General features: G+C 61.3%; 16 protein-coding genes and 1 riboswitch. Of the genes, 10 read left to right on the plus strand and 6 right to left on the minus strand.

Annotated features, from left to right (window positions below):
• The first annotated feature begins 14 nt into the window (after window positions 1-14).
• Together ACJ8IP_RS18465 and ACJ8IP_RS18470 are read left to right on the plus strand one after the other, a co-directional pair.
• Window positions 15-1,016, plus strand: a complete 1,002-nt coding sequence (locus ACJ8IP_RS18465; protein WP_072626870.1) for a LacI family DNA-binding transcriptional regulator — start codon at window positions 15-17, stop codon at window positions 1,014-1,016.
• 21 nt (window positions 1,017-1,037) lie between these two features.
• A complete protein-coding gene (locus ACJ8IP_RS18470; RefSeq protein ID WP_072626869.1) occupies window positions 1,038-2,021 on the plus strand; it encodes a nucleoside hydrolase in 984 nt (327 codons plus the stop codon).
• Window positions 2,022-2,076: 55 nt separating this feature from the next.
• On the opposite strand, the gene malM is transcribed toward ACJ8IP_RS18470, so the two are convergent.
• From malM to ACJ8IP_RS18490, 4 genes are all read right to left on the minus strand, one after another.
• Window positions 2,077-2,982 (minus strand): maltose operon protein MalM, encoded by a 906-nt coding sequence (gene malM, locus ACJ8IP_RS18475; protein ID WP_069100417.1) that lies wholly within the window; start codon window positions 2,980-2,982, stop codon window positions 2,077-2,079.
• Window positions 2,983-3,079: 97 nt separating this feature from the next.
• Window positions 3,080-4,369: a maltoporin gene (locus tag ACJ8IP_RS18480; protein ID WP_025304461.1), complete on the minus strand. Its 1,290-nt coding sequence runs from the start codon at window positions 4,367-4,369 to the stop codon at window positions 3,080-3,082.
• 32 nt (window positions 4,370-4,401) lie between these two features.
• Window positions 4,402-5,511, minus strand: a complete 1,110-nt coding sequence (gene malK, locus ACJ8IP_RS18485) for a maltose/maltodextrin ABC transporter ATP-binding protein MalK (RefSeq protein WP_016930284.1) — start codon at window positions 5,509-5,511, stop codon at window positions 4,402-4,404.
• Window positions 5,504-6,475, minus strand: a complete 972-nt coding sequence (locus ACJ8IP_RS18490; RefSeq protein ID WP_033651344.1) for an alpha-amylase family glycosyl hydrolase — start codon at window positions 6,473-6,475, stop codon at window positions 5,504-5,506. The genes malK and ACJ8IP_RS18490 overlap by 8 nt, the downstream gene beginning before the upstream one ends.
• Window positions 6,476-6,833: 358 nt before the next feature.
• Here ACJ8IP_RS18490 and malE point away from each other — a divergent pair, with 358 nt between their 5' ends.
• The 3 genes from malE to malG are packed head-to-tail and all read left to right on the plus strand — an operon-like array spanning window position 6,834 to window position 10,564.
• Window positions 6,834-8,027, plus strand: a complete 1,194-nt coding sequence (gene malE / locus ACJ8IP_RS18495) for a maltose/maltodextrin ABC transporter substrate-binding protein MalE (protein ID WP_033651209.1) — start codon at window positions 6,834-6,836, stop codon at window positions 8,025-8,027.
• Between the two features lie 57 nt (window positions 8,028-8,084).
• The gene (gene malF / locus ACJ8IP_RS18500; protein ID WP_042785469.1) at window positions 8,085-9,662 is read left to right on the plus strand and encodes a maltose ABC transporter permease MalF; all 1,578 of its coding nucleotides are present in this window, start codon (window positions 8,085-8,087) and stop codon (window positions 9,660-9,662) included.
• 11 nt (window positions 9,663-9,673) lie between these two features.
• Window positions 9,674-10,564, plus strand: a complete 891-nt coding sequence (gene malG, locus ACJ8IP_RS18505; protein ID WP_033651207.1) for a maltose ABC transporter permease MalG — start codon at window positions 9,674-9,676, stop codon at window positions 10,562-10,564.
• A gap of 208 nt (window positions 10,565-10,772) precedes the next feature.
• Here malG and psiE read toward each other — a convergent pair whose 3' ends face one another.
• A complete protein-coding gene (psiE, locus tag ACJ8IP_RS18510; RefSeq protein WP_273974400.1) occupies window positions 10,773-11,180 on the minus strand; it encodes a phosphate-starvation-inducible protein PsiE in 408 nt (135 codons plus the stop codon).
• Window positions 11,181-11,405: 225 nt separating this feature from the next.
• Here psiE and ACJ8IP_RS18515 point away from each other — a divergent pair, with 225 nt between their 5' ends.
• Window positions 11,406-12,839: a capsule assembly Wzi family protein gene (locus ACJ8IP_RS18515; RefSeq protein ID WP_273974399.1), complete on the plus strand. Its 1,434-nt coding sequence runs from the start codon at window positions 11,406-11,408 to the stop codon at window positions 12,837-12,839.
• Between the two features lie 61 nt (window positions 12,840-12,900).
• Here the strand turns inward: ACJ8IP_RS18515 and pgi are convergent, their stop codons facing one another.
• Window positions 12,901-14,547 (minus strand): glucose-6-phosphate isomerase, encoded by a 1,647-nt coding sequence (gene pgi / locus ACJ8IP_RS18520; RefSeq protein WP_273974398.1) that lies wholly within the window; start codon window positions 14,545-14,547, stop codon window positions 12,901-12,903.
• A gap of 229 nt (window positions 14,548-14,776) precedes the next feature.
• On the opposite strand from pgi, the gene ACJ8IP_RS18525 reads away from it, so the two are divergent.
• From ACJ8IP_RS18525 to ACJ8IP_RS18540, 4 genes are all read left to right on the plus strand, one after another.
• Window positions 14,777-16,585, plus strand: a complete 1,809-nt coding sequence (locus ACJ8IP_RS18525; RefSeq protein ID WP_004936687.1) for a cation:proton antiporter — start codon at window positions 14,777-14,779, stop codon at window positions 16,583-16,585.
• A gap of 52 nt (window positions 16,586-16,637) precedes the next feature.
• Window positions 16,638-16,832: riboswitch (Lysine riboswitch) on the plus strand.
• A 108-nt stretch (window positions 16,833-16,940) separates the two neighbouring features.
• Complete coding sequence (lysC, locus tag ACJ8IP_RS18530; RefSeq protein WP_042785471.1) at window positions 16,941-18,308, plus strand: lysine-sensitive aspartokinase 3; 1,368 nt, start codon at window positions 16,941-16,943, stop codon at window positions 18,306-18,308.
• Window positions 18,309-18,451: 143 nt separating this feature from the next.
• Window positions 18,452-19,369, plus strand: coding sequence for a ketopantoate/pantoate/pantothenate transporter PanS (panS, locus tag ACJ8IP_RS18535; protein WP_033644388.1), 918 nt, complete (start codon window positions 18,452-18,454; stop codon window positions 19,367-19,369).
• 385 nt (window positions 19,370-19,754) lie between these two features.
• Complete coding sequence (locus ACJ8IP_RS18540) at window positions 19,755-21,434, plus strand: ShlB/FhaC/HecB family hemolysin secretion/activation protein (RefSeq protein WP_033651202.1); 1,680 nt, start codon at window positions 19,755-19,757, stop codon at window positions 21,432-21,434.
• Window positions 21,435-21,457: the final 23 nt, after the last annotated feature.

Here is a 21,457-nt window from a genome sequence, read left to right on the forward strand (position 1 = left end):
AACAGGATCCCAATTTGGATAATCACTCCGCGCGACGCGTTACCCGCGCCGACGTGGCCCGCGTAGCGGGCACCTCCGTCGCCGTGGTCAGCTATGTGATCAACAACGGCCCGCGCCCGGTGGCGGAAGCCACCCGGCTGCGCGTGCTGGCGGCGATCGAGCAGACCGGCTACCGGCCGAACGACATCGCGCGGGCATTGGCCTCCGGCAGCACGCAAACCTACGGGCTGGTGGTGCCGGATATTTCCAACCCGTTCTTCGCCACGCTGGCGCGGGCGCTGCAGCAGGAGGCCTTCAGCCGCGGCCGCGTGCTGCTGCTGGGCGACGCCGGCGATGACCGGCAGCGCGAGTATGAGCTGATCAATAACCTGCTGCGTCGCCAGGTCGACGGCCTGCTGTACACCAGCGTCGATCGCCATCCGTGGTTCGAGCTGATCCGCGCCTCCGGCACGCCCTGCGTGATGATAGACACTATCGACAACCAGGCCGGCGTCTGCGCCATCCGCGTCGACGAGCGCGATGCCGCCTGCCAGGCGACCCGCCATCTGCTGCAGCACGGCTATCGCGACATCGGCATTTTTATCGGCCCGCTAACCATGCTCAACGCGCAGGATCGCCTGAACGGTTGGCGCGATGCGCTGCTGGAGGCGGGCATTGCGCCGCGCGACGAGTGGATTTTCGAGGCGCCTTACACCCGCCAGGGCGGCTACCAGGCCACCCAGCGCATGGTGCAAGGCCCGCGCCCGCGCGCCGTTTTCACCTCCAACGAGCAGCAGGCGCTCGGCTGCCTGTCGGCGCTGGCGGAGCATGGGTTGCGCGCGCCGGACGATCTGGCGCTAATCTGTTTTAACGGCACGCAGCAATCCGAATTCAGCGTGCCGCCGCTCAGCGCGGTCGAGCAGCCTATCGACGCCATGGCCAAGCGGGCCATCGCCATGCTGGCCGCCGGCGCCGCGCCCGCCGAGCTGCATGAATTCGCTTTTCAACTGCGCATCCGCCGTTCGTGCGGCTGTTAGCGGTTTTTCAGGACACCTTCTATGCGTTTGATCATTGATTGCGATCCCGGTAACGGCGTTCCCGGCGCCAACGTCGACGACGGCCTGGCGCTAGCCCTGGCGCTGGCGGCCAAACCGCAGCTGCAACTGGAATTGATCAGCATCGTGGCCGGCAACACCCCGCGCGAAGTGGGCTTCGCCGTCGCCACCGAGCTGCTGGCGCAAAGCGGCTACCAGGTGCCGGTCGCCCTCGGCGCGGCGCGCGCCCTGAGCGAACCGCCGGAGCCATGGCGCGCGCATTTGGACAGGCCGATCGCCGATCCCAAGCTGGCAGCGCTGTGGCGCGACTTGCCCGCACCCTCGCTCGCCCACGCGCCCGCACCGGACGCCGCCATCGCCATCGGCGAGCTGATCTGCCGCCATCCCGGCGAGATAACGCTGGCGGCGATCGGCCCGCTGACCAACGTTGCGCACGCCATGCAGCTGTACCCGCAGATGGCGCAGGCGGTGAAAGAGATCGTGATCATGGGCGGCGTGTTCAACGTCGAGGGATACATCAAGGACACCAATTTCGGCCTGGATCCGGAAGCGGCGCGGCTGGTGCTGAACAGCGGCGCCGCTATCACGCTGGCGCCGCTGGACGTCACCACCCAGACCATGCTGACCCAGGCGGATCTCGCCGCACTGACGCAGCCGGATACGCCGCTGTGCCGCTATTTGCGCGCCACCACGCAGCCGTGGATCGATTATTCGCGCCATACGCGGCGCCTGCCGGGCTGCTGGATCCATGATGCGCTGGTGATCGCCTGGCTGCTGGCACCGCAGCTGGTCACGACCGAGATGTTCCATGTGGATGTGGCGCTGGAAGGGGCGCTGACGCGCGGCAGCTCACGCCGCTGGCGGCCGGACAGCCTGCGCCTGACGGTCGGCATGCCGCCGCCGCAGGGCAAGCCGGTGCGCATCATGCAGCAGGTCGATAACGCCCGTCTGCTGGCGTTGATCGGTGCAACGCTGGCCCGCGGATGAAAAAAGGTGCGCCAAAGCGCACCAATCATCGAGCCAGCATCGGCAGCGTCGGGTGTTACCCCTTGCCTTTTACGCTGCTGATAAACGTTTTACGCGCAGTGGTCGAGCCCAGTTTCTCGGCCTCATTCATCAGTTTCAGCGCTTTGTCGATATCGCCCGCCTTCACCGCCTGCTTGATGCCGTTATTGAAGTAGCTTTCGGTATCGTTGAGCATCGGCTCCGCCGGTTTCTCCGGCGTCGGTGCAGGCGCCGCCACGGCGGCCGGTGCGGTTGATCCCACCACCACCGGCGCCACGGTCGGCGCAGGCTGTAGCATGCCGATCATCACGTTGCCGGTGCCCTGTTCCGCGGTCACCTTGAGCTTCAGCGTGCCGGTCGTCGCGTGGCCGGCGATCGGATCCGGGATATCCGGCACCGCGTTACCCACGCCCTGCGCGTAGGCCTTGGCCGGGTTAGTCAGCTGCGTGGTTTTCGCCAAATCCTGACGGGTGGTGTACACCAGCAGGTAAATCTGTTTTTGACCGAGCGCCGGCGTCAGTTTCAGCGTGCCTTCGAGGCGATCGGAGGACATCGCCCCCGGCGGCTGGTAAGGGAAATAGCTGCTCGGGTAATACGCCGCCGGGCGCAGATGCTCGTCCAGCACCAGCACGCTCGGCGCGTACAGCGAATTGTTCTTGGCGAGGCTGCTCAGCGTCACTTCCAGCGAACCGCGATCGGCCGGCAGCGTATAGGCGGCGATCGCCCCCTGAATGTCGCCCTGATTGAGCTGCGGGCTGACGGCGTCGAGCTTCACTTCTTGCGACACCGGCGGTTGCAGCGGCTGCCACGGCAGGCTTTGCAGCGTGGCGGCGCTGATGGCCGGGGCGACGGAAACGTTGGCCGGCGTATCGGCGTTGGCCGCCAAAGGCGCGCCGACGGTCAGCGCCAGCGACAGGCAGAGTGACAGCAGATTCTTTTTCATCGTTATATCCTCTTTCAGCACCGCGGCGGATCAGGCAAGAGATCGGGCCGCGGCGAATGCGGTTGGGGGAGAGCCGGCGGCCCTCCCCGTCCTGTCGTTACCACCAAATTTCCATCTGGGCGCCGAAGGTGACTTCGTCATCCTTGCCGCGGCTGAAGGTATGCATGCTGGTGTCGTTGTAAGCGGTGCCGGCGTTATACCCGGTGTCATCGCCGGTGGCGTAGCCCCACTTCTCGTCCCACTTGGCGTAGGTGGCGAACAGGCGGATGGCCGGACGCGACCAAATGCTGTTGCCCGCCTGCCATTGCTGCGCCAGGGTCACTTTATACTGGCCGTTGCGATCGCCGGTGCGCTGAGATTTGACGTTGTCGTAGCCGGCTTCCAGCAGGGTGCTCATGATCGGCGTCCATTTGTACATCGGACGCACGCCCACGGTGTACCAGGTGGTGCCGTTGTTGTTGTCGCGGTCAATGTCCTGGAACATGGCGACGTACATCAGCGCCCACTGATCGTTGAAGTCGATGGCGCCGTGATCCAACACGCGGATCATCTTGCCGTTGTTATCGATGGTGGCGCCTTCGTTGCGGCCGTTGTTCTGCGAGGTCATCGAGTCGGTGGCGTACTGCAGCACGAATTTGTTGTAACCGTTCAGGATGCTTTGCGTGTGTTCGGCGGTGAACATCCAGCCGTCTTTGCTGGCCCCGTCGGCCAGGCGGTAGTTATCCTGCGCATTGGCTCGGCCGTAGTCCACGCCCAGCTCCAGGGTGCCGCCCGGGTTCAGCTCCAGCCCGGCCAAGCGCACGTCGAAGGTATCGTTGACGGTCGGACGCTGTTTCCATTCGTTATCCAGGTAGCCGTAAGAGCCGCCAGATTCCGAGTTGCGGGTCACGGCGGCGGACAGCTTGCCGAAGCCCAGATCGATGTTTTCCAGACCGGCGCCCGGGCCGGAGATATCCCAGTAGTAGAAGTCGATCATGTGAACGTCATGACGCTGATAGAAACGCTTACCGGCCCACAGCGTGGAGCCCGGCAGCCACTCGATCAGGTTTTTACCCTGCACGTTCACTTCGCGGAAGCCCGGCGTCACGTCTTCCCAGTCGGAGCGCTGCGAGACCGAATAGGCCAGGTTAGTGTCGAAATAGAAGCTCTTGTCGCCTTCTTTCCACACTTCCTGCCCCAGTTTCAGCTCGGCGTAGGTTTCGCACTCGTTGCCGAGACGGTATTTGCTCGCGGCGCCGGTGGCCTTGAAGCACTGTTGCTCACCGCCGCTGCCGGTCCAGCCGATGCCGGAACGGGCGTAACCGTGGAAATCCACGGCCAGCGCCTGAGTAGAGAGAACACCGGCGGCGACAGCCAGTGCCAGAGGAAGTTTGCGCAGAGTAGTCATCATTATTCTCCTGTTATACCGACTTTGATGCTTTAAACGCCCGGCTCCTGGTGCAGCCGTTTACATGCCGTACCGTCTTCACGGAACAGGTGGCAGCGGTGAGGCGGCAGGCCGATGGCGAATGTGGCACCTTCTTCTACCAGCACCACGTCATTCTGGCGGTACACCAGGTTTTGACGGATGGCCGGGATTTGGATATGGATTTGCGTCTCGTTGCCGAGCTGCTCCACCACCTGCACGTCGCCGGTAAGCCGCACTTCAGAGGCTTCGCCGGGCAGCAGATGTTCAGGGCGAATGCCCAGTGACAGGTTGGCGCCGGGTTGGACACCCGCGCCTTCCACCGGCAGCCAGACCAGCTGACGGTTGGGCAGTTCGACCTGCACCTGTCGCGGCTCCGCCGCGGTGACCTTGACCGGCAGGAAGTTCATCTTCGGTGAGCCGATAAACCCGGCGACGAAGCGGTTGGCCGGGTAGTGATACAGCTCCAGCGGCTTGCCGACCTGCGCCACGCGACCAGCGTCGAGCACCACGATCTTGTCGGCCAGCGTCATCGCTTCGACCTGATCATGGGTGACGTAAATCATGGTGCGCTGCAGGCGCTTGTGCAGACGGGAGATCTCAATGCGCATCTGCACCCGCAGCGCGGCGTCGAGGTTGGACAGCGGCTCGTCGAGTAGGAACACGTCCGGCTCGGCCACCAGCGTGCGGCCGATCGCCACGCGCTGACGCTGCCCGCCGGACAGCGCCTTCGGCCGCCGATCGAGCAGGTGCGCCAACTGCAGCACCTCGGAAACCTGGTTCACCCGTTGATTGATTTCCGCTTTCTTGGCGCCGGCCAGCTTCAGGCCGAACGACATGTTGTCCGCCACCGACAGGTGCGGATACAGCGCGTAAGACTGGAACACCATGCCGATGCCGCGCTCGGAAGGCGGCACTTCATTCATGCGTTTCTCGCCGATCAGCAGGTCGCCGGAGGTGATGTCCTCCAGCCCGGCGATCATGCGCAGCAGCGTCGATTTGCCGCAGCCCGACGGCCCGACAAACACCACAAACTCGCCGTCTTCGATGGTCAGATTGACGTCTTTGGAAATCACGGCCTCACCGAAGGCCTTATAAACGCTGCGCAGTGTCACGCTAGCCATGCGTTACTCCCCTGCTTTCGCAGTTAACATGTCGTGTGAAAATGGCGGAGGCAAAGCCCGCCAAAACCCATTGATGACCCTCTTGCTGCGCGCCGTGCTGCCATGCCAACGGCAAGGTCGCCTCAGACGGCGCGGCCGCCTGAGTATAAGGCTGCAGGTTTATCAGCGCTTCAAGGCATTGATCCTGATGGGTAATAAGTAAGCGCACCACGCCATCGCGCTGGCTGACCGCGCTCAGCTCGCCGCGCTGGAAAAGCGGCGAACGGCGCAGGGCCAGCAGCGTCTGGCAGTAACGCAAGGTGGAGTGGCTGTCGTGCTGTTGGCGACTGATGGCCAACGCGCGGTGTTCGATCGCCACCTGCTGATACCAGCTGATCTCCCCGGCGGTGACCTGTTCGGGGGCTTCATGCCACGGCATCGGCGTTTGCGCGCCGCGCGGATCCTGCAGGCCGGCGGCGTGCGGCAGCCCCAGCTCCTCGCCCTGGTACAGGCAGATCGGCGCCGGCAACATCGCCAGCAGCGTCAAAAAGGCGGCGGCGGAACGCAGGTCGCCCTGCCCCCAGCGGCTGACCACCCGAGGCTGATCGGCGTCGCCGGTGCTCCACAGGCTGTCCGCCAACGTGGCGCGGCGGGCATGCAGCACCGCCACCAGCTTTTCCGCGCTGAACGGCATCACGTCGAGCGCCAGCGCGCCGTGGGCGAACCGCTGCACGTCGGCGGCATGACGAACGCGATGGGCTTCGTCGGCGTACCACAGCGTCAGCCCTTCGCCCGTCACCGCCGTTTCGGCCTCCGGCGCCAGCGTCTGCGGCAGCAACAGACCGTCGATCGACAGCGCTTTCAGGTACGGCAGCGCCGCCAGCATGCCGTGCGCGTCGCCCACGCCGTCCCCGTTTCCGTCACGGAAACTGGCCGGATGGATCCGGTACAGGGTGGGCTGAGTGGCGATAGGCATTGACGACATAAATCCGGTATCCCTGCTGCGCGTGGCGTTAAAAATCAATGGGCCGATAGTGCGGGAGTCGCCGGAAAGGGTAATCATCCGTAACAGGATTTTTCATGGGGGAGGAGACGGGAGGATGAGAGAACGACCGCGGCGATGAGAAGTTCCGCGCTTAAGGCAAATCTGTGATCAAGCCGGCAAAAATCGCCCCCCTATTTTGTGCCTGACGCCACAGAATAGAGCGCAACGTTAACTGGATCACACTCCTCATCTCAGGGGCGTAGAGGGGGGGAGGATGAGAATATGTCGCGTTGTGACCCACTATGATCGCGAAACGTCTCTCCTTGATTTATGTGCCCACAAAAAGAAGGACTGGATTATGACTCGCAGCATTACCCTCGCCCGTACGCTGGCGCTCTCGGCACTGGCTACTCTGGTGCTCTCTTCTTCCGCCTTCGCCAAGATAGAGGAAGGCAAACTGGTTATCTGGATCAACGGCGACAAGGGCTATAACGGCCTGGCCGAAGTCGGCAAGAAATTCGAAAAAGACACCGGCATCAAAGTCACCGTCGAGCATCCCGACAAGCTGGAAGAGAAATATCCGCAGGTGGCCGCCACCGGCGACGGCCCAGACATCATCCTCTGGGCCCACGATCGCTTCGGCGGCTATGCGCAGTCCGGCCTGCTGGCCGAAGTCCACCCGTCCAAAGCCTTCCAGGACAAGCTGTTCCCGTTCACCTGGGACGCCGTGCGCTATGACGGCAAGCTGATCGGCTACCCGATCGCCGTCGAAGCGCTGTCGCTGATTTACAATAAAGACCTGGTCAAACAGCCGCCGAAGACCTGGGAAGAGATCCCGGCGCTGGACAAACAGCTGCGCGCCAGCGGCAAAAGCGCCATCATGTGGAACCTGCAGGAACCCTACTTCACCTGGCCTATCATCGCCGCCGACGGCGGTTATGCCTTCAAGTATGAGAACGGCAAATACAACATCAAGGATGTCGGCGTCGCCAACGCCGGTTCGCAGGCCGGCCTGCAGTTCATCGTCGATCTGGTGAAAAACAAACACATCAACGCCGATACCGATTACTCGATCGCCGAAGCCGCGTTCAACAAAGGCCAGACCGCGATGACCATCAACGGCCCGTGGGCCTGGAACAACATCGAGCAGAGCAAAATCAACTACGGCGTGACGCTGCTACCGACCTTCAAAGGCAAACCGTCCAAACCGTTCGTCGGCGTGCTGACCGCCGGTATCAACGCCGCCAGCCCGAATAAAGAACTGGCGACCGAGTTCCTCGAGAACTATCTGCTGACCAACGAAGGGCTGGCGGACGTCAACAAAGACAAACCGCTGGGCGCGGTGGCGCTGAAGTCCTACCAGGAAACGCTGGCCAAAGATCCGAAGATCGCCGCCACCATGCAGAACTCGCAAAACGGGGAGATCATGCCGAACATTCCGCAGATGAGCGCTTTCTGGTACGCCGAACGCAGCGCGGTGCTCAACGCCGTCAGCGGCCGCCAAACGGTGAAAGCCGCGTTGGACGATGTGCAGACCCGTATCACCAAGTAATGTCGTCGTGCGGGGCGCCGTGGCGCCCCGCCGTTGCTTCACAGAAAGGAACGCCCTATGCAATTCGCTCACGCCGGGACGCCCGCGCGTAAAAAATCGAAGTGGTGGCAAAGCGACGCGCTGAAATGGCTGGTGGTCGGCCTGTTCAGCCTGGTGACCTGCTACCTGATTGTGTTGATGTATGCACAGGGTGAATACCTGTTCGCCATCCTGACGCTGATCCTGGTCAGCGCCGGGCTTTACGTCTTCGCCAACCGCCGCGCCTACGCCTGGCGCTATGTGTATCCCGGCGTCGCCGGCATGGGATTGTTCGTCCTGTTCCCGCTGATCTGCACCATCGCCATCGCCTTTACCAACTACAGCAGCACCAACCAGCTGACGTTTGAGCGCGCGCAATCGGTATTGATGCAGCGTCAGTTCCAAAGCGGCAAAACGTTCACCTTCGGCCTCTACCCGGCGGAAAACCAGCAGTGGCGCCTGCAGCTGACCTCGCCGGACAGTGAACAGCCGCTGATTTCCGAGCCTTTCCGCCTCGACGCGACGCCGCCGCTCCCCCTGAAATTGACGGCCCAGAGCGCCGCGCCGCAGGGCGAACCCGCCACGCTGCGGGTGATCACCCAGAACCGGCAGGCGCTGAGCCAACTGGTGGCGCAGCTGCCGGACGGCGATGAATTGCGCATGAGCTCCCTGCGCCAGTTCTCCGGCACCCGCCCGCTGTATGCGCTGGACCAAGACGGCAGCACGCTGACCAATAACCAGACTCAGGTGCGCTACCGGCCGAACGGCGACATCGGCTTCTATCAGGCGATCAACGCCGACGGCGGCTGGGCGCAGGAAACCCTGAGCCCAGGCTATACCGTCACCACCGGCTGGAAAAACTTCCTGCGGGTGCTGCAGGACGAGGGCATCAAAAAACCGTTCGTGTCGATCTTCATCTGGACCCTCGTGTTCTCGGTGATGACGGTGATCCTTACCGTGGCGGTCGGCATGGTGCTGGCCTGCGTGGTGCAGTGGGAGGCGCTGAAAGGCAAGGCTATCTACCGCGTGCTGCTGATCCTGCCCTATGCGGTACCGTCGTTCATCTCGATCCTGATCTTCAAAGGCTTGTTCAACCAGAGCTTCGGCGAGATCAACATGATGCTCAGCCACCTGTTCGGCATCAAACCGGCCTGGTTCAGCGATCCGCTCACCGCCAAGAGCATGATCCTGATCGTCAACACCTGGCTCGGCTACCCGTACATGATGATCCTGTGCATGGGGCTGCTGAAGGCAATCCCGGACGATCTGTACGAGGCCTCGGCGATGGACGGCGCCAACCCGTGGCAAAACTTCTTCCGCATCACCTTCCCGCTGCTGATCAAGCCGCTGACGCCGCTGATGATCGCCAGCTTCGCCTTCAACTTTAACAACTTCGTGCTGATCCAGCTGCTGACCAACGGCGGCCCGGACATGATCGGCACCACCACGCCGGCCGGCTATACCGATCTGCTGGTCAGCTACACCTACCGCATCGCCTTCGAAGGCGGCGGCGGGCAAGACTTCGGGCTGGCGGCCGCCATCGCCACGTTGATCTTCCTGTTGGTGGGCGCGCTGGCGATCCTGAATTTGAAAGCCAGCAAGATGAACTTCGATTAGGGAGAATAACGATGGCCATGGTTCAACCCAAATCCCAGCGCCTGCGCCTGTGGATGACCCACATTTTGATGCTGTGCTTTATCGCCCTGATCATGTTCCCGCTGCTGATGGTGGTGGCCATCTCGCTGCGCGCCGGCAACTTCGCCACCGGCAGCCTGATACCGGAAACCCTCTCCTGGGATCACTGGCGGCTGGCGCTCGGCTTCAGCGTCACCCACGCCGACGGCAGCGTGACGCCGCCGCCGTTCCCGGTGCTGCTGTGGCTGTGGAACTCAGTCAAGATCGCGGCGATCACCGCCATCGGCATCGTGACGCTGTCCACCACCTGCGCCTACGCCTTCGCCCGCATGCGTTTTCGCGGCAAGAGCACGCTGCTGAAAAGCATGCTGATCTTCCAGATGTTTCCAGCGGTGCTGTCGCTGGTGGCGCTGTACGCCTTGTTCGATCGCCTGGGCCAGTACATTCCGTTTATCGGCCTCAACACCCACGGCGGCGTGATCTTCGCCTATATGGGCGGCATCGCGCTGCATGTCTGGACCATCAAGGGCTATTTCGAAACCATCGACAATTCGCTGGAAGAGGCGGCGGCGCTGGACGGCGCCACGCCGTGGCAGGCGTTCCGGCTGGTGCTCCTGCCGCTGTCGGTGCCGATTCTGGCGGTGGTGTTCATTCTGTCGTTTATCGCCGCCATCACCGAGGTGCCGGTGGCGTCGCTGCTGCTGCGCGATGTAAACAGCTACACGCTGGCGGTGGGCATGCAGCAATATCTCAACCCGCAGAACTACCTGTGGGGCGATTTCGCCGCCGCCGCGGTGCTGTCGGCGATACCGATTACCGCCGTGTTCCTGCTGGCGCAGCGCTGGTTGGTGGGCGGCCTGACGGCCGGCGGCGTGAAGGGGTAATTTGTGCCACTGCAGTGCGTTTGATGTTTTTCCTTATCTTTTACCCTATGGATTTCAAGTTACAGCCAGGCGACCAGCTCGCTAAGCCCAGGCGCTTACTTCAGTAAGTAACTGGGGTTAGCGAGTGCAGTCAACAACGCTGTCGCTTGAAAGACGACGGGTAATGATATCCTGTGTCTTTGGCGGCCTTTGGCCGCCATTTTTATCGCTACTCCCGTTTCAGCCGATCGGTGTTGGCCAGATAGAGCGTCACCACCAGCACCAATATCGCCGCCGAGTAGATCAGGGTGTCGATGGGATTTTTGTGATCCACGATAATCAAACGAATAATCGCGGTAATGCCGATATAAATAAAATAGCGCAGCGGGAAATGATAACCCGACTCAAAATACTTGACGATCAAGGCGATAAATTCAAAGTACAGAAAATAAATCACGATGCCTTCAATCAACAGGTAAGAGGACGACTCTTCACTGTTGATAAATAACACCTTCGCCAGATGGATGGTTTCCTTAACCAGAAACACCACCAGAATTGCCGCCAGCAGCAACAGGCCCACGTTCAGCACTCGCTGCAGCCCTTTCGCTATCATTATCGAACGCGACGTTTTTGCCATAAAACCTCTCTCTGAATACCGCTTATATGATTCAACCTTGCCAATATAGGCATTGTCCTAAAAATTACGCCCTTCGCGAAAGCACTTTAAACCCCATTTAATTCATAAAGTTATAATAAGATGTTTCTGGCTTATAGATTTGTAGCAAATCGAAATGTCAACTATCATGGGTCACAGAGATCTTTACATAAAACCAATAACCTCGAATTAACAAGGGAATTCTTTATGCGCGCTAAACTTAACGGACTGGTCGCTGCGGGCCTGTTTACCTGTGCATTGTCCGGCCACGCCGCCGGCCTGGTAGCCCCTGACAACGATCTGCGTAACGATCTCGCCTGGTTGTCTGACCGCGGCGTCATCAACGTCAGCCTGTCCACCTGGCCGCTGAGTCAGGAAGAGATCAGTTCCGTTATCGCGCAGGCCAAACCGGTCACCAATACCGAGAAAAACGTCATCGACCGCGTGCAACGCCGCGTTGACGCCCTCAAAGCCAACATCCGCGTCAGCGGTTACGCCTCGACCGATAAACCCGGCACCCCGCAGGGCTTCGGCCAAAACGAGTACGCCGACGATCGCCTGACCATCGGCGCCGGCGCCAACGGCGAGTTCTGGGACGTGCGTCTGCAGGGCTCGGTGGAAGGCGACCAGCGCGTCAGCGACGGCTCCAAATTCAATATGAACGGCTCCTACGGCGCGGTGAAAATCTGGAACCAATGGCTCTCCTTCGGCGAGGTCTCCCAGTGGTGGGGCCCGGGTTACGACGGCAGCCTGATCCGCTCCGACGCCGCGCGCCCGGTCGCCGGCTTTATGCTGCAGCGCGCCGACCAATCGCCGTTTGAAACGCCGTGGCTGTCGTGGATCGGCCGCTGGCAATACCAGTTGTCCGCCGGTCAGCTGTCGCAGTACGCTGCCGTGCCGGATACCAAACTGATCGGCGGTCGCCTGACCATGATGCCGACCGATTTCCTGGAGCTGGGCGCTTCGCGCGTCATGATGTGGGGCGGTGATGGCCGTCCGCACTCCTGGCGTTCCTTCTGGGATGGCGTAACCGGCAACGACAATACCGGCGATCCGAAAAACGATCCGGGCAACCAGTTGGGCGGTTTTGACTTCAAACTCAAACTGCAGCCGCTAGTCGGCATGCCGGTCAGCCTTTATGGCCAAATCACCGGCGAAGATGAAGCCGGCATGTTGCCTTCGCATAATGCCTATATGTTGGGGCTTGAAGGCCATCCGGAATGGGGTCCGACCACCATCAACTGGCATATCGAAGGTTCTGATACCCGTTCTAACGGCAACGCCAACAACGTGATGTACAACCACTACGTCTATCGGGGCGGTTACTACCAGCAAGGTTACCCGCTGGGCCATGCGATGGGCGGCGACGGCCAGATGCTGTCCGGTCGCGTCGAGCTGGTGCTGGACGACAGCCAGCGTTGGAGCACCCGCTTGGTATACGCCAAGGTGAATCCGAACAACCAAACCATCAACCGGGCATTCCCGCGTTCCGATACGCTGAAAGGCATTCAGCTCGGCTGGGGTTACACCTTCCCGTCACAGGTTAAGTTCGACACCAGCCTGTGGTACACCGACAGCGATCACAGCACCGCCGATGACGTGGGCGCCGGCGTCAGCTTCGAAGTGCCGATCAACCTGTAACTTTTCGCAGACGTAAAAAAACCCGCCGCGGCGGGTTTTTTTATTGGCTCAGATCAGGCGATTAGCGCCATTCCTTGAAGCGGTTGATCAGCGCATTGGTCGAGCTGTCGTGGCTGCTGATTTTCTCGCTGCCCGCCAGTTCCGGCAGGATGCGGTTGGCCAGCTGTTTGCCCAACTCCACGCCCCACTGATCGAAGGTGAAGATGTTCAGGATTGCGCCCTGGGTGAAGATCTTGTGCTCGTACAACGCAATCAGGCTGCCCAGGCTGAACGGGGTGATTTCACGCAGCAGGATCGAGTTGGTCGGACGGTTGCCTTCAAACACTTTGAACGGCGCCACGTGTTTGACCTGCTCAGGGGTTTTACCCTGCGCCGCGAACTCGGCTTCCACCACTTCCAGCGACTTGCCGAACGCCAACGCTTCGGTCTGGGCGAAGAAGTTGGACAGCAGTTTGGCGTGGTGATCGCCCAGCGGGTTATGGCTGATGGCCGGCGCGATGAAATCGCACGGCACCAGCTTGGTGCCCTGGTGGATCAGTTGGTAGAACGCGTGCTGACCGTTAGTGCCCGGCTCGCCCCAGATGATCGGGCCGGTCTGGTAATCCACCGGATTGCCGTTGCGATCGACATACTTGCCGTTGGATTCCATGTTGCCCTGCTGGAAGTAAGCGGCAAAACGGTGCATGTACTGATCGTACGGCAGAATGGCTTCGGTTTCGGCGCCGAAGAAGTTGTTGTACCAAATACCGATCAGCGCCAGCAGCACCGGCAGGTTTTTCTCCGCCGGCGTTTCGGCGAAGTGCTTATCCATGGCGTGCGCGCCGCTCAGCAGCTGCTCGAAGTTGTCGTAACCGATGGACAACGCGATCGACAGACCGATCGCCGACCACAGCGAGTAACGGCCGCCGACCCAGTCCCAGAATTCGAACATGTTGTCGGTATCGATGCCGAACTCGGCCACCGCTTTGCCGTTGGTGGACAACGCAGCGAAGTGCTTGGCCACGTGTTGTTGATCGACGGCGCTGCTCAGGAACCAGTCGCGCGCGCTGTGGGCGTTGGTCATGGTTTCCTGAGTGGTGAAGGTTTTGGACGCCACCAGGAACAGCGTGGTTTCCGGGTTCAGCGGCTGCAGCGTTTCGGCGATGTGGGTGCCGTCAACGTTGGAGACGAAGTGCATGTTCAGGCGGTTTTTATAAGGGCGCAGCGCTTCGGTCACCATGTAAGGGCCGAGATCCGAACCGCCGATGCCGATGTTCACCACGTCGGTGATCGGCTTGCCGGTGTAGCCTTTCCACTCGCCGCCGATGACGCGCGCGCAGAACTGTTTGATCTTGGCCAGCACCGCGTTCACTTCCGGCATCACGTCTTTGCCGTCGACCAGGATCGGGCTGTTGCTGCGGTTGCGCAGGGCAATGTGCAGCACCGCGCGATCTTCGGTGCGGTTGATCTTCTCACCGGCGAACATCGATTTGATGGCGCCTTGCAGATCGGTTTCTTTCGCCAACGCCTGCAGCTTCTCCAGGGTTTCCTGCGTGATGCGGTTCTTGGAATAGTCCACCAACATTTGATCGTTGAAGGTCGCGGAGAACCTGGAGAAACGATCGCTGTCCTCGGCGAACAGGTCGGCGATCCGTACGTCTTTCATCTGTGCATAATGTTGCTGCAGGGCTTGCCAAGCAGCGGTTTGACTAGGATTGATATTTTTCATAGCAACACTCTTAGGCTTGAGAATAAAAATGACGCGTTTGTCCGATTGTAGCCTGTTCGACTGTGATTATGATCGCTTTTCTTGCGATAGGCGCTAACTGTCAACGCATTGCCGCCTCGTTTCAGCTTTCACTCTATACTTTTGGCTAACGGCCTGTTATCGGGGTTGCCGAATTGTCATCAGGCTGTGTCATCGTCGCTTATTTCGTCATTTGAAAGGGATCTCGCTTATGGAATTATCCGCCCCACTCATGTTGGTGCTTATCGGCCTGGCGTCGCTGCTGGCGCAGTGGCTGGCCTGGCTGCTGCGCCTGCCGGCCATCTTGCCGCTGCTGCTGTTCGGCATCGTGCTCGGCCCGACGGTGCATCTGGTGCAGCCGGATCTGCTGTTTGGCGATCTGCTGTTTCCGCTGGTGTCGCTGTCGGTGGCGATCATCCTGTTCGAAGGGGCGCTGACGCTGCGTTTCGAGGAAATTCGCGGCCTTGGCGGCGTGGTGCGCAATCTGGTCACCGTCGGCATGCTGGTCACCTTTCTGGTCATCAGCCTCGCCAGCTGGTGGCTGCTGGATTTCCCGCCGGAGCTGGCGGCGTTGATCGGCGCGGTGACAGTGGTGACCGGGCCGACGGTGATCGCCCCGCTGATGCGCGTCGTGCGGCCGAACGCCAATATCAACCAGGTGCTGCGCTGGGAAGGGATCGTCATCGATCCGGTCGGCGCCATCTTCACCCTGCTGGTGTTCGAGTTCATCGTGCTGAAGCAGAATGCGGAATCCTATACCCACCTGTTTTGGACGCTGGGCGTGACCGCCGCCGTCGGCCTGATCGCCGGCGCGCTGTTCGGCTACCTGCTCGGCCTGGCGCTGCGCCGCGTCTGGCTGCCGCGCTACCTGCAGAACCTGGCGGTGCTGGCTATTATGCTGACCGCCTTCGGCGTGTCCAACGCCATCGCCGACGAATCCGGTTTGCTGACCGTCACGGTCATGGGCATCTGGCTGGCCAACATGCGCGACGTGGACACCAGCGATATTCTGGCGTTCAAAGAGGAGCTGTCGGCGATCCTGATCTCGGCGCTGTTCATCATTCTGGCGGCGCGGCTCGACATCCAGGCGCTGTGGAACATGGGCTGGCCGCTGCTCCTGCTGCTGCTGGCGGTGCAGTTCATCGCCCGGCCGCTGTGCATCGCGGTGTCGACCTGGCGCTCTTCCCTGCACTGGCGCGATCGGCTGCTGCTGTGCTGGATCGCCCCGCGCGGCATCGTCGCCGCGGCGGTCAGCTCGCTGTTCGCGCTGACGCTGCAGCGCAGCGGTTATCAAGGCGCCGACCGGCTGGTGACCGTGGTGTTCGCCATCATCATCGGCACCGTGGTGCTGCAAAGCCTGACCAGCGGCATGATGGCGCGCTGGCTGCGGGTGCAGCAGCAGAAACCGCGCGGCGTGCTGATCGTCGGCGCCAACAGCGTAGCGCGCATGCTGGCGCAGGCGCTGATCAAGCTGAACGTGCCGGTGATCGTCACCGACAGCAGCTGGGAATACTACCGTCAGGCGCGCATGGACGGCATTCCAGCCTACTATGGCCACGCCTACTCCGAACACGCCGAGAACTATCTTGACCTGAGCAATATCGCCCAGGTGCTGGCGCTGTCGCCCAATCGTCACCAAAACGCGCTGGCCGTCTATCACTTCGGCCACCTCTTCGGCGAGGATCACGTGTTCGCCATCCGTTCGGGGGCGCCATTGAAAGGACGCGGCGCCAGCGCGGAAAGTTCGCGTTTCCGCCGACATGAAATTTTATTTAATCAGGAAGCCACCTACGGCCGCCTGAGCAGCCTGCTCGCCAGAGGCGCCACCATCAAGGCAACCAAATTGAACGAAAATTTCGGTTGGTTGGAGTATTTGGAAAAACATCAGGGCGTTATCCCGTTATTCAGCCAAAAGGAAGACGGTTCTCTGCAACCGATTGGCGCCGGTTCCACGCCCGCGATGCCCTGTACGCTTATCGCGCTGGTGCAAGATGAAAATCCCTCACCGTCTGTACGTTGACAGAATGACGATAACCGGCTATTCCTAACAGCCTACTTGCGCACCCGGTGCGCAAGCCAGAAGAGGCGCGTCGCCCAGGTAGAGTGTCAGAGGAGCCGTTTCTCCGTTGACGGCACCCGAGGGGGAGCGACGCCGAGGTAGGGTAATGGCCGGCCATTATCGTATCGACTACAGGGGCTGAATCCCCTGGGTTGTCACCAGGGGATCGCCCGCAGGGCGATCGACAAGGTGGGGCGCTTCTGGGTGTATCGTAGCCTGACCTCTACGCCTGCCCCCTGTTTACCGCTCTCCCCTTGTGCCAAGGCTATGGAATTACAGTGCCCCCAAACGGGCATCCCTGACACGAGGTTTCTACATGAACCAAGCAGTACCCCAGAATTCCACCGTGGTAGCCAAGTTCGGCGGCACCAGCGTCGCCGACTTTGAAGCCATGAACCGCAGCGCCGACGTCGTGCTGGCCAACCCGCAGGTCCGCCTGGTGGTGTTGTCCGCCTCGGCGGGCGTCACCAACCTGTTGGTCGCCCTGGCCGAAGGTTGCGAGGCCGAGAAGCGCAACTACCAGCTTGATGAAATTCGCCGCATTCAGTACGCCATCCTCGATCGCCTCGCGGCACCTGCGGTGATCCGCGACGAGATAGACCGCCTGCTGGAAAACATCGCCATGCTGTCGGAGGCCGCGTCGCTGGCCACCTCGACGGCGTTGACCGACGAGCTGGTCAGCCATGGGGAGCTGATGTCCACCCTGCTGTTCGTTGAAATCCTGCGCGCCCGCAACGTGCAGGCCGAATGGTTCGACGTGCGTAAAGTGATGCGCACCGACGATCACTTCGGCCGCGCCGTGCCGGACAGCGCCGCGCTCAGCGAACTGGCGCAGGCGCAGTTGCGGCCGCGTCTGCAAGAGGCGCTGGTGGTCACCCAGGGCTTTATCGGCAGCGAACCGAAAGGCCGCACCACCACGCTCGGCCGCGGCGGCAGCGACTATACCGCCGCGCTGCTCGGCGAGGCGCTCGGCGTCGGCCGGGTGGATATCTGGACCGACGTGCCGGGCATCTACACCACCGATCCGCGCGTGGTGCCGGCAGCCAAGCGCATCGATAAAATCGGTTTCGAAGAGGCGGCGGAAATGGCCACCTTCGGCGCCAAAGTGCTGCATCCGGCCACCCTGCTGCCGGCAGTGCGCAGCGATATTCCGGTGTTCGTCGGCTCCAGCAAGGATCCGGCGGCCGGCGGCACGCTGGTGTGCAACACCACCGAGAACCCGCCGCTGTTCCGCGCGCTGGCGCTGCGCCGCAAGCAAACGCTGCTGACGCTGCACAGCCTGAACATGTTGCACGCGCGCGGCTTCCTGGCCGAGGTGTTCAATATTCTGGCGCGCCACAATATCTCCGTCGATCTGATCACCACCTCGGAAGTCAGCATCGCGCTGACCATGGACACCACCGGCGCCACCTCCGTCGGCGGCAGCCTGCTGACCACCTCGCTGTTGACCGAGCTGTCGTCGCTGTGCCGGGTGGAGGTGGAAGAAAACCTGGCGCTGGTGGCGATCATCGGCAACCAGCTGTCGCGGGCCTGCGGCGTGGGCAAAGAGGTGTTCGGCGTGCTCGATCCGTTCAACATCCGCCTGATCTGCTACGGCGCCAGCAGCTATAACCTGTGCTTCCTGGTGCCGGGCGAAGAAGCCGAGCAGGTGGTGCGCACCCTGCACCACAACCTGTTCGAATAAGTCATTATCCCTGATTGCGGGCGCAGCATGCTGCGCCCCTGCGTCTAAAAAATCCGTTCAAAACCGGCAGGGGTTCAGCTTGTTGAACCCGCAAAAAAACACAACCACACCCACCGTTCTCAATCTGGCTAAGGAAAACCTGCATGCTGGCAATACTCACGCGCTTATTCCCCCTCTGGGCGATACTGCTGTCCGTCGCCGCCTATTACACGCCGAGCACCTTTACCGGCATCGGCCCCTACGTCAGCCCGCTGCTGATGCTGATCATGTTCGCCATGGGCGTCACGCTGCGGCTCGACGACTTCAAACGCGTGCTGGCGCGCCCCGGCCCGGTGGCGGCAGGCATCTTCCTGCATTATCTGATCATGCCGCTGGCGGCCTGGATCCTGGCGATGCTGTTCCGCATGCCGCCGGATCTGTCCGCCGGCATGGTGCTGGTGGGCAGCGTGGCCAGCGGCACCGCGTCCAACGTGATGATCTACCTGGCCAAGGGGGACGTGGCGCTGTCGGTGACCATCTCGGCGGTCTCGACGCTGGTGGGGGTGTTCGCCACGCCGCTGTTGACCCGCCTGTACGTCGATGCCGAAATCAGCGTCGATATCATGGGCATGCTGCTCAGCATCCTGCAGATCGTGGTGATCCCGATCGGCCTGGGCCTGATCGTCCACCATACCCTGACCCAAACGGTGAAGCGCATTGAGCCGCTGCTGCCGGCGCTGTCGATGGTGTGCATCCTGGCGATCATCAGCGCGGTGGTGGCGGGCAGCCAAAGCCACATCGCCTCGGTCGGCCTGGTGGTGATCGTCGCGGTGATCCTGCACAACGGCATCGGTCTGTTGAGCGGCTACTGGGGCGGCAAGCTGTTCGGCTTCGACGAATCCACCTGCCGCACGCTGGCGATTGAAGTCGGCATGCAGAACTCCGGGCTGGCGGCCACGCTGGGCAAAATCTACTTCTCGCCGCTGGCCGCGCTGCCGGGCGCGCTGTTCTCGGTCTGGCACAATCTCTCCGGCTCGCTGCTGGCGGGTTATTGGTCCGGACGCCCCATCAAGAAAAAATAAACCGCCTGCGGGGACGCAAACATTTGCGTCCCCGTTCTTCTCTGCGAAATTTCGTATTTCCCACTGGTCGGATTGTCATAATTCCCCCCATCCTCTATCATCCGTGAAAAATAAAAATTCAGATTCTTCCTATCCATGCCGATAATGTTGGCAAGGGGGAGAGACGCTCCACTTTTTTTAATTAATTAAGTCACCAGGGTTGCCCGCCAAAAAAGAAGCAGCCTAATTATTATTTAGATCTATACCCACCGTCTTATTTGCTGCGGCAAATCGAGATACCTCGCAATGTGCATGTCGCTCATTATTTCGGGCCGGCCGTCGGTCGCCCGTGGTTAACCTCATGGGTTGGGCTGGCTGCCCCGGCAGCCTCTCATAATGGATTACAATGATAAAAAAAATCACCGCCTTGATGCTGCTGGTCAGCACGGCCCTTTCCGCTGAAACCCTGCCGGATTCCCACATGATGCGGGATATGTCGATGGGGGAATCACGCCGCGCGCTGCAAGACAGCACGCGTGAAGTCAACCAGCTGATTGAACAGCGCCGCTATCAGCAACTGAAGCAACAGCGCCTGCTGGCGGAACCGGAACCGGCCGCGCCCGCCCTGCCGCAATCCGCGCAGTGCCTGCCGATCGCCGGCGTTTACCTGCAAGGCATTACCCTGCTCTCGCCGGCCGATTTGTCGGCCCTGAGCGCGCTGCCGGAAAACTGCATCAGCAGCAACGATATCAATCGCCTGACCCGCGAATTAACGCGCCTTTATGTGCAAAAAGGCTATATCACCGCGCGCGTGCAAATTGTTCGCCCTAATTCGCAGGGGGAATTGGGGCTGAGCGTGACCGAAGGATTTATCGAGAAAATAGAAGGCGGCGATCGCTGGGTCAACAGCCGATTATTATTTCCTGGGCTGGAAGGCAAGCCGCTGAAATTAACCGAACTCGATCAAGGATTGGATCAGGCCAATCGTTTGCAATCGAATACCACCAAGCTGGATATATTACCCGGCCGCCAGGTTGGCGGTTCGGTCATTCGTTTGCGCAATCAGCACGCCAAGCCCTGGCTGATTACCGCCGGCACGGATAATTACGGCCAGAAAAGCACCGGCCAGTGGCTGGCGCGCGCCACCGCCACGCTGGACAGCCCGTTCGGCCTGTCGGACTTCGTCAGCCTGAACGCCAACAGCACGTTGGAAAACCCGGCTCACCGCTACAATCGCGCCTACACCCTGCTCTATTCGCTGCCGTACGGCGCGTTCACCTTCAGCGGGTTCGCCAGCTTCTCGTCCTATGAGAACCACCAGCAGTTGCCGCATAACGTGGTCAAACTGCACGGTCAGACTCAACAGTACGGGCTGCGCAGCGACTACGTGTTTTATCGCGACCACGATCAGATAGACAGCCTGAGCGGCCAGTTGACCTACAAGCGCATCGACAACTACTTCGAAAGCGTGCGTCTTGAGGTCAGCAGCCCAACGCTGACCCTGGCCGAGCTGAGCGCCAGCCACCTGCAAATTCTGCCCCATGGGGTATTCAGCGCCAACCTCAGCGTCGAGCAGGGCCTGCCCTGGCTGGGCGCCGATCGCCACCCGAGTTCGGTGCACCTCGACAGTCAATTCACCAAGGGCAAGCTGTTCGCCAACCTGAGCCAGCGCCTCAAGCTGGGTGACGCCACCTATCAGCTCAACAACCTGTTCTACGGCCAATACAGCCGCGACCCGCTGCCTGGCGTGGAGTGGCTTAGCCTTACCGATCGCAGCGCCGTGCGCGGCTTCAGCCGCAGCACCCAGTCCGGCGACAACGGCTGGTATCTGCAGAACACGCTGTCGCGCAGCTTCAATTTAGGCGCCGCCACGCTGACGCCGCGCCTTGGCGCCGACGTCGGCCGCATTCTGCCGCGTCAGGACAACTCGGGCTGGCGCAGCAGCGCCGGGGTGAGCAGCGGCGCCACGTTACGCTACCGGCAGGCGCTGGTCGATCTGGAGGTCAGCCGCGGCTGGATTTTGTCGAACCACGCCACGCCTGAAGATCCCGTTCAGGTGCTGGCGCGCTTTTCTTACACCTTTTAATCAGCAGTTTTGCAGGACCCCAC

Origin of the sequence: Serratia sp. CY52157 (genome assembly GCF_052168495.1) — a bacterium.
Taxonomy (GTDB): domain Bacteria; phylum Pseudomonadota; class Gammaproteobacteria; order Enterobacterales; family Enterobacteriaceae; genus Serratia; species Serratia ureilytica.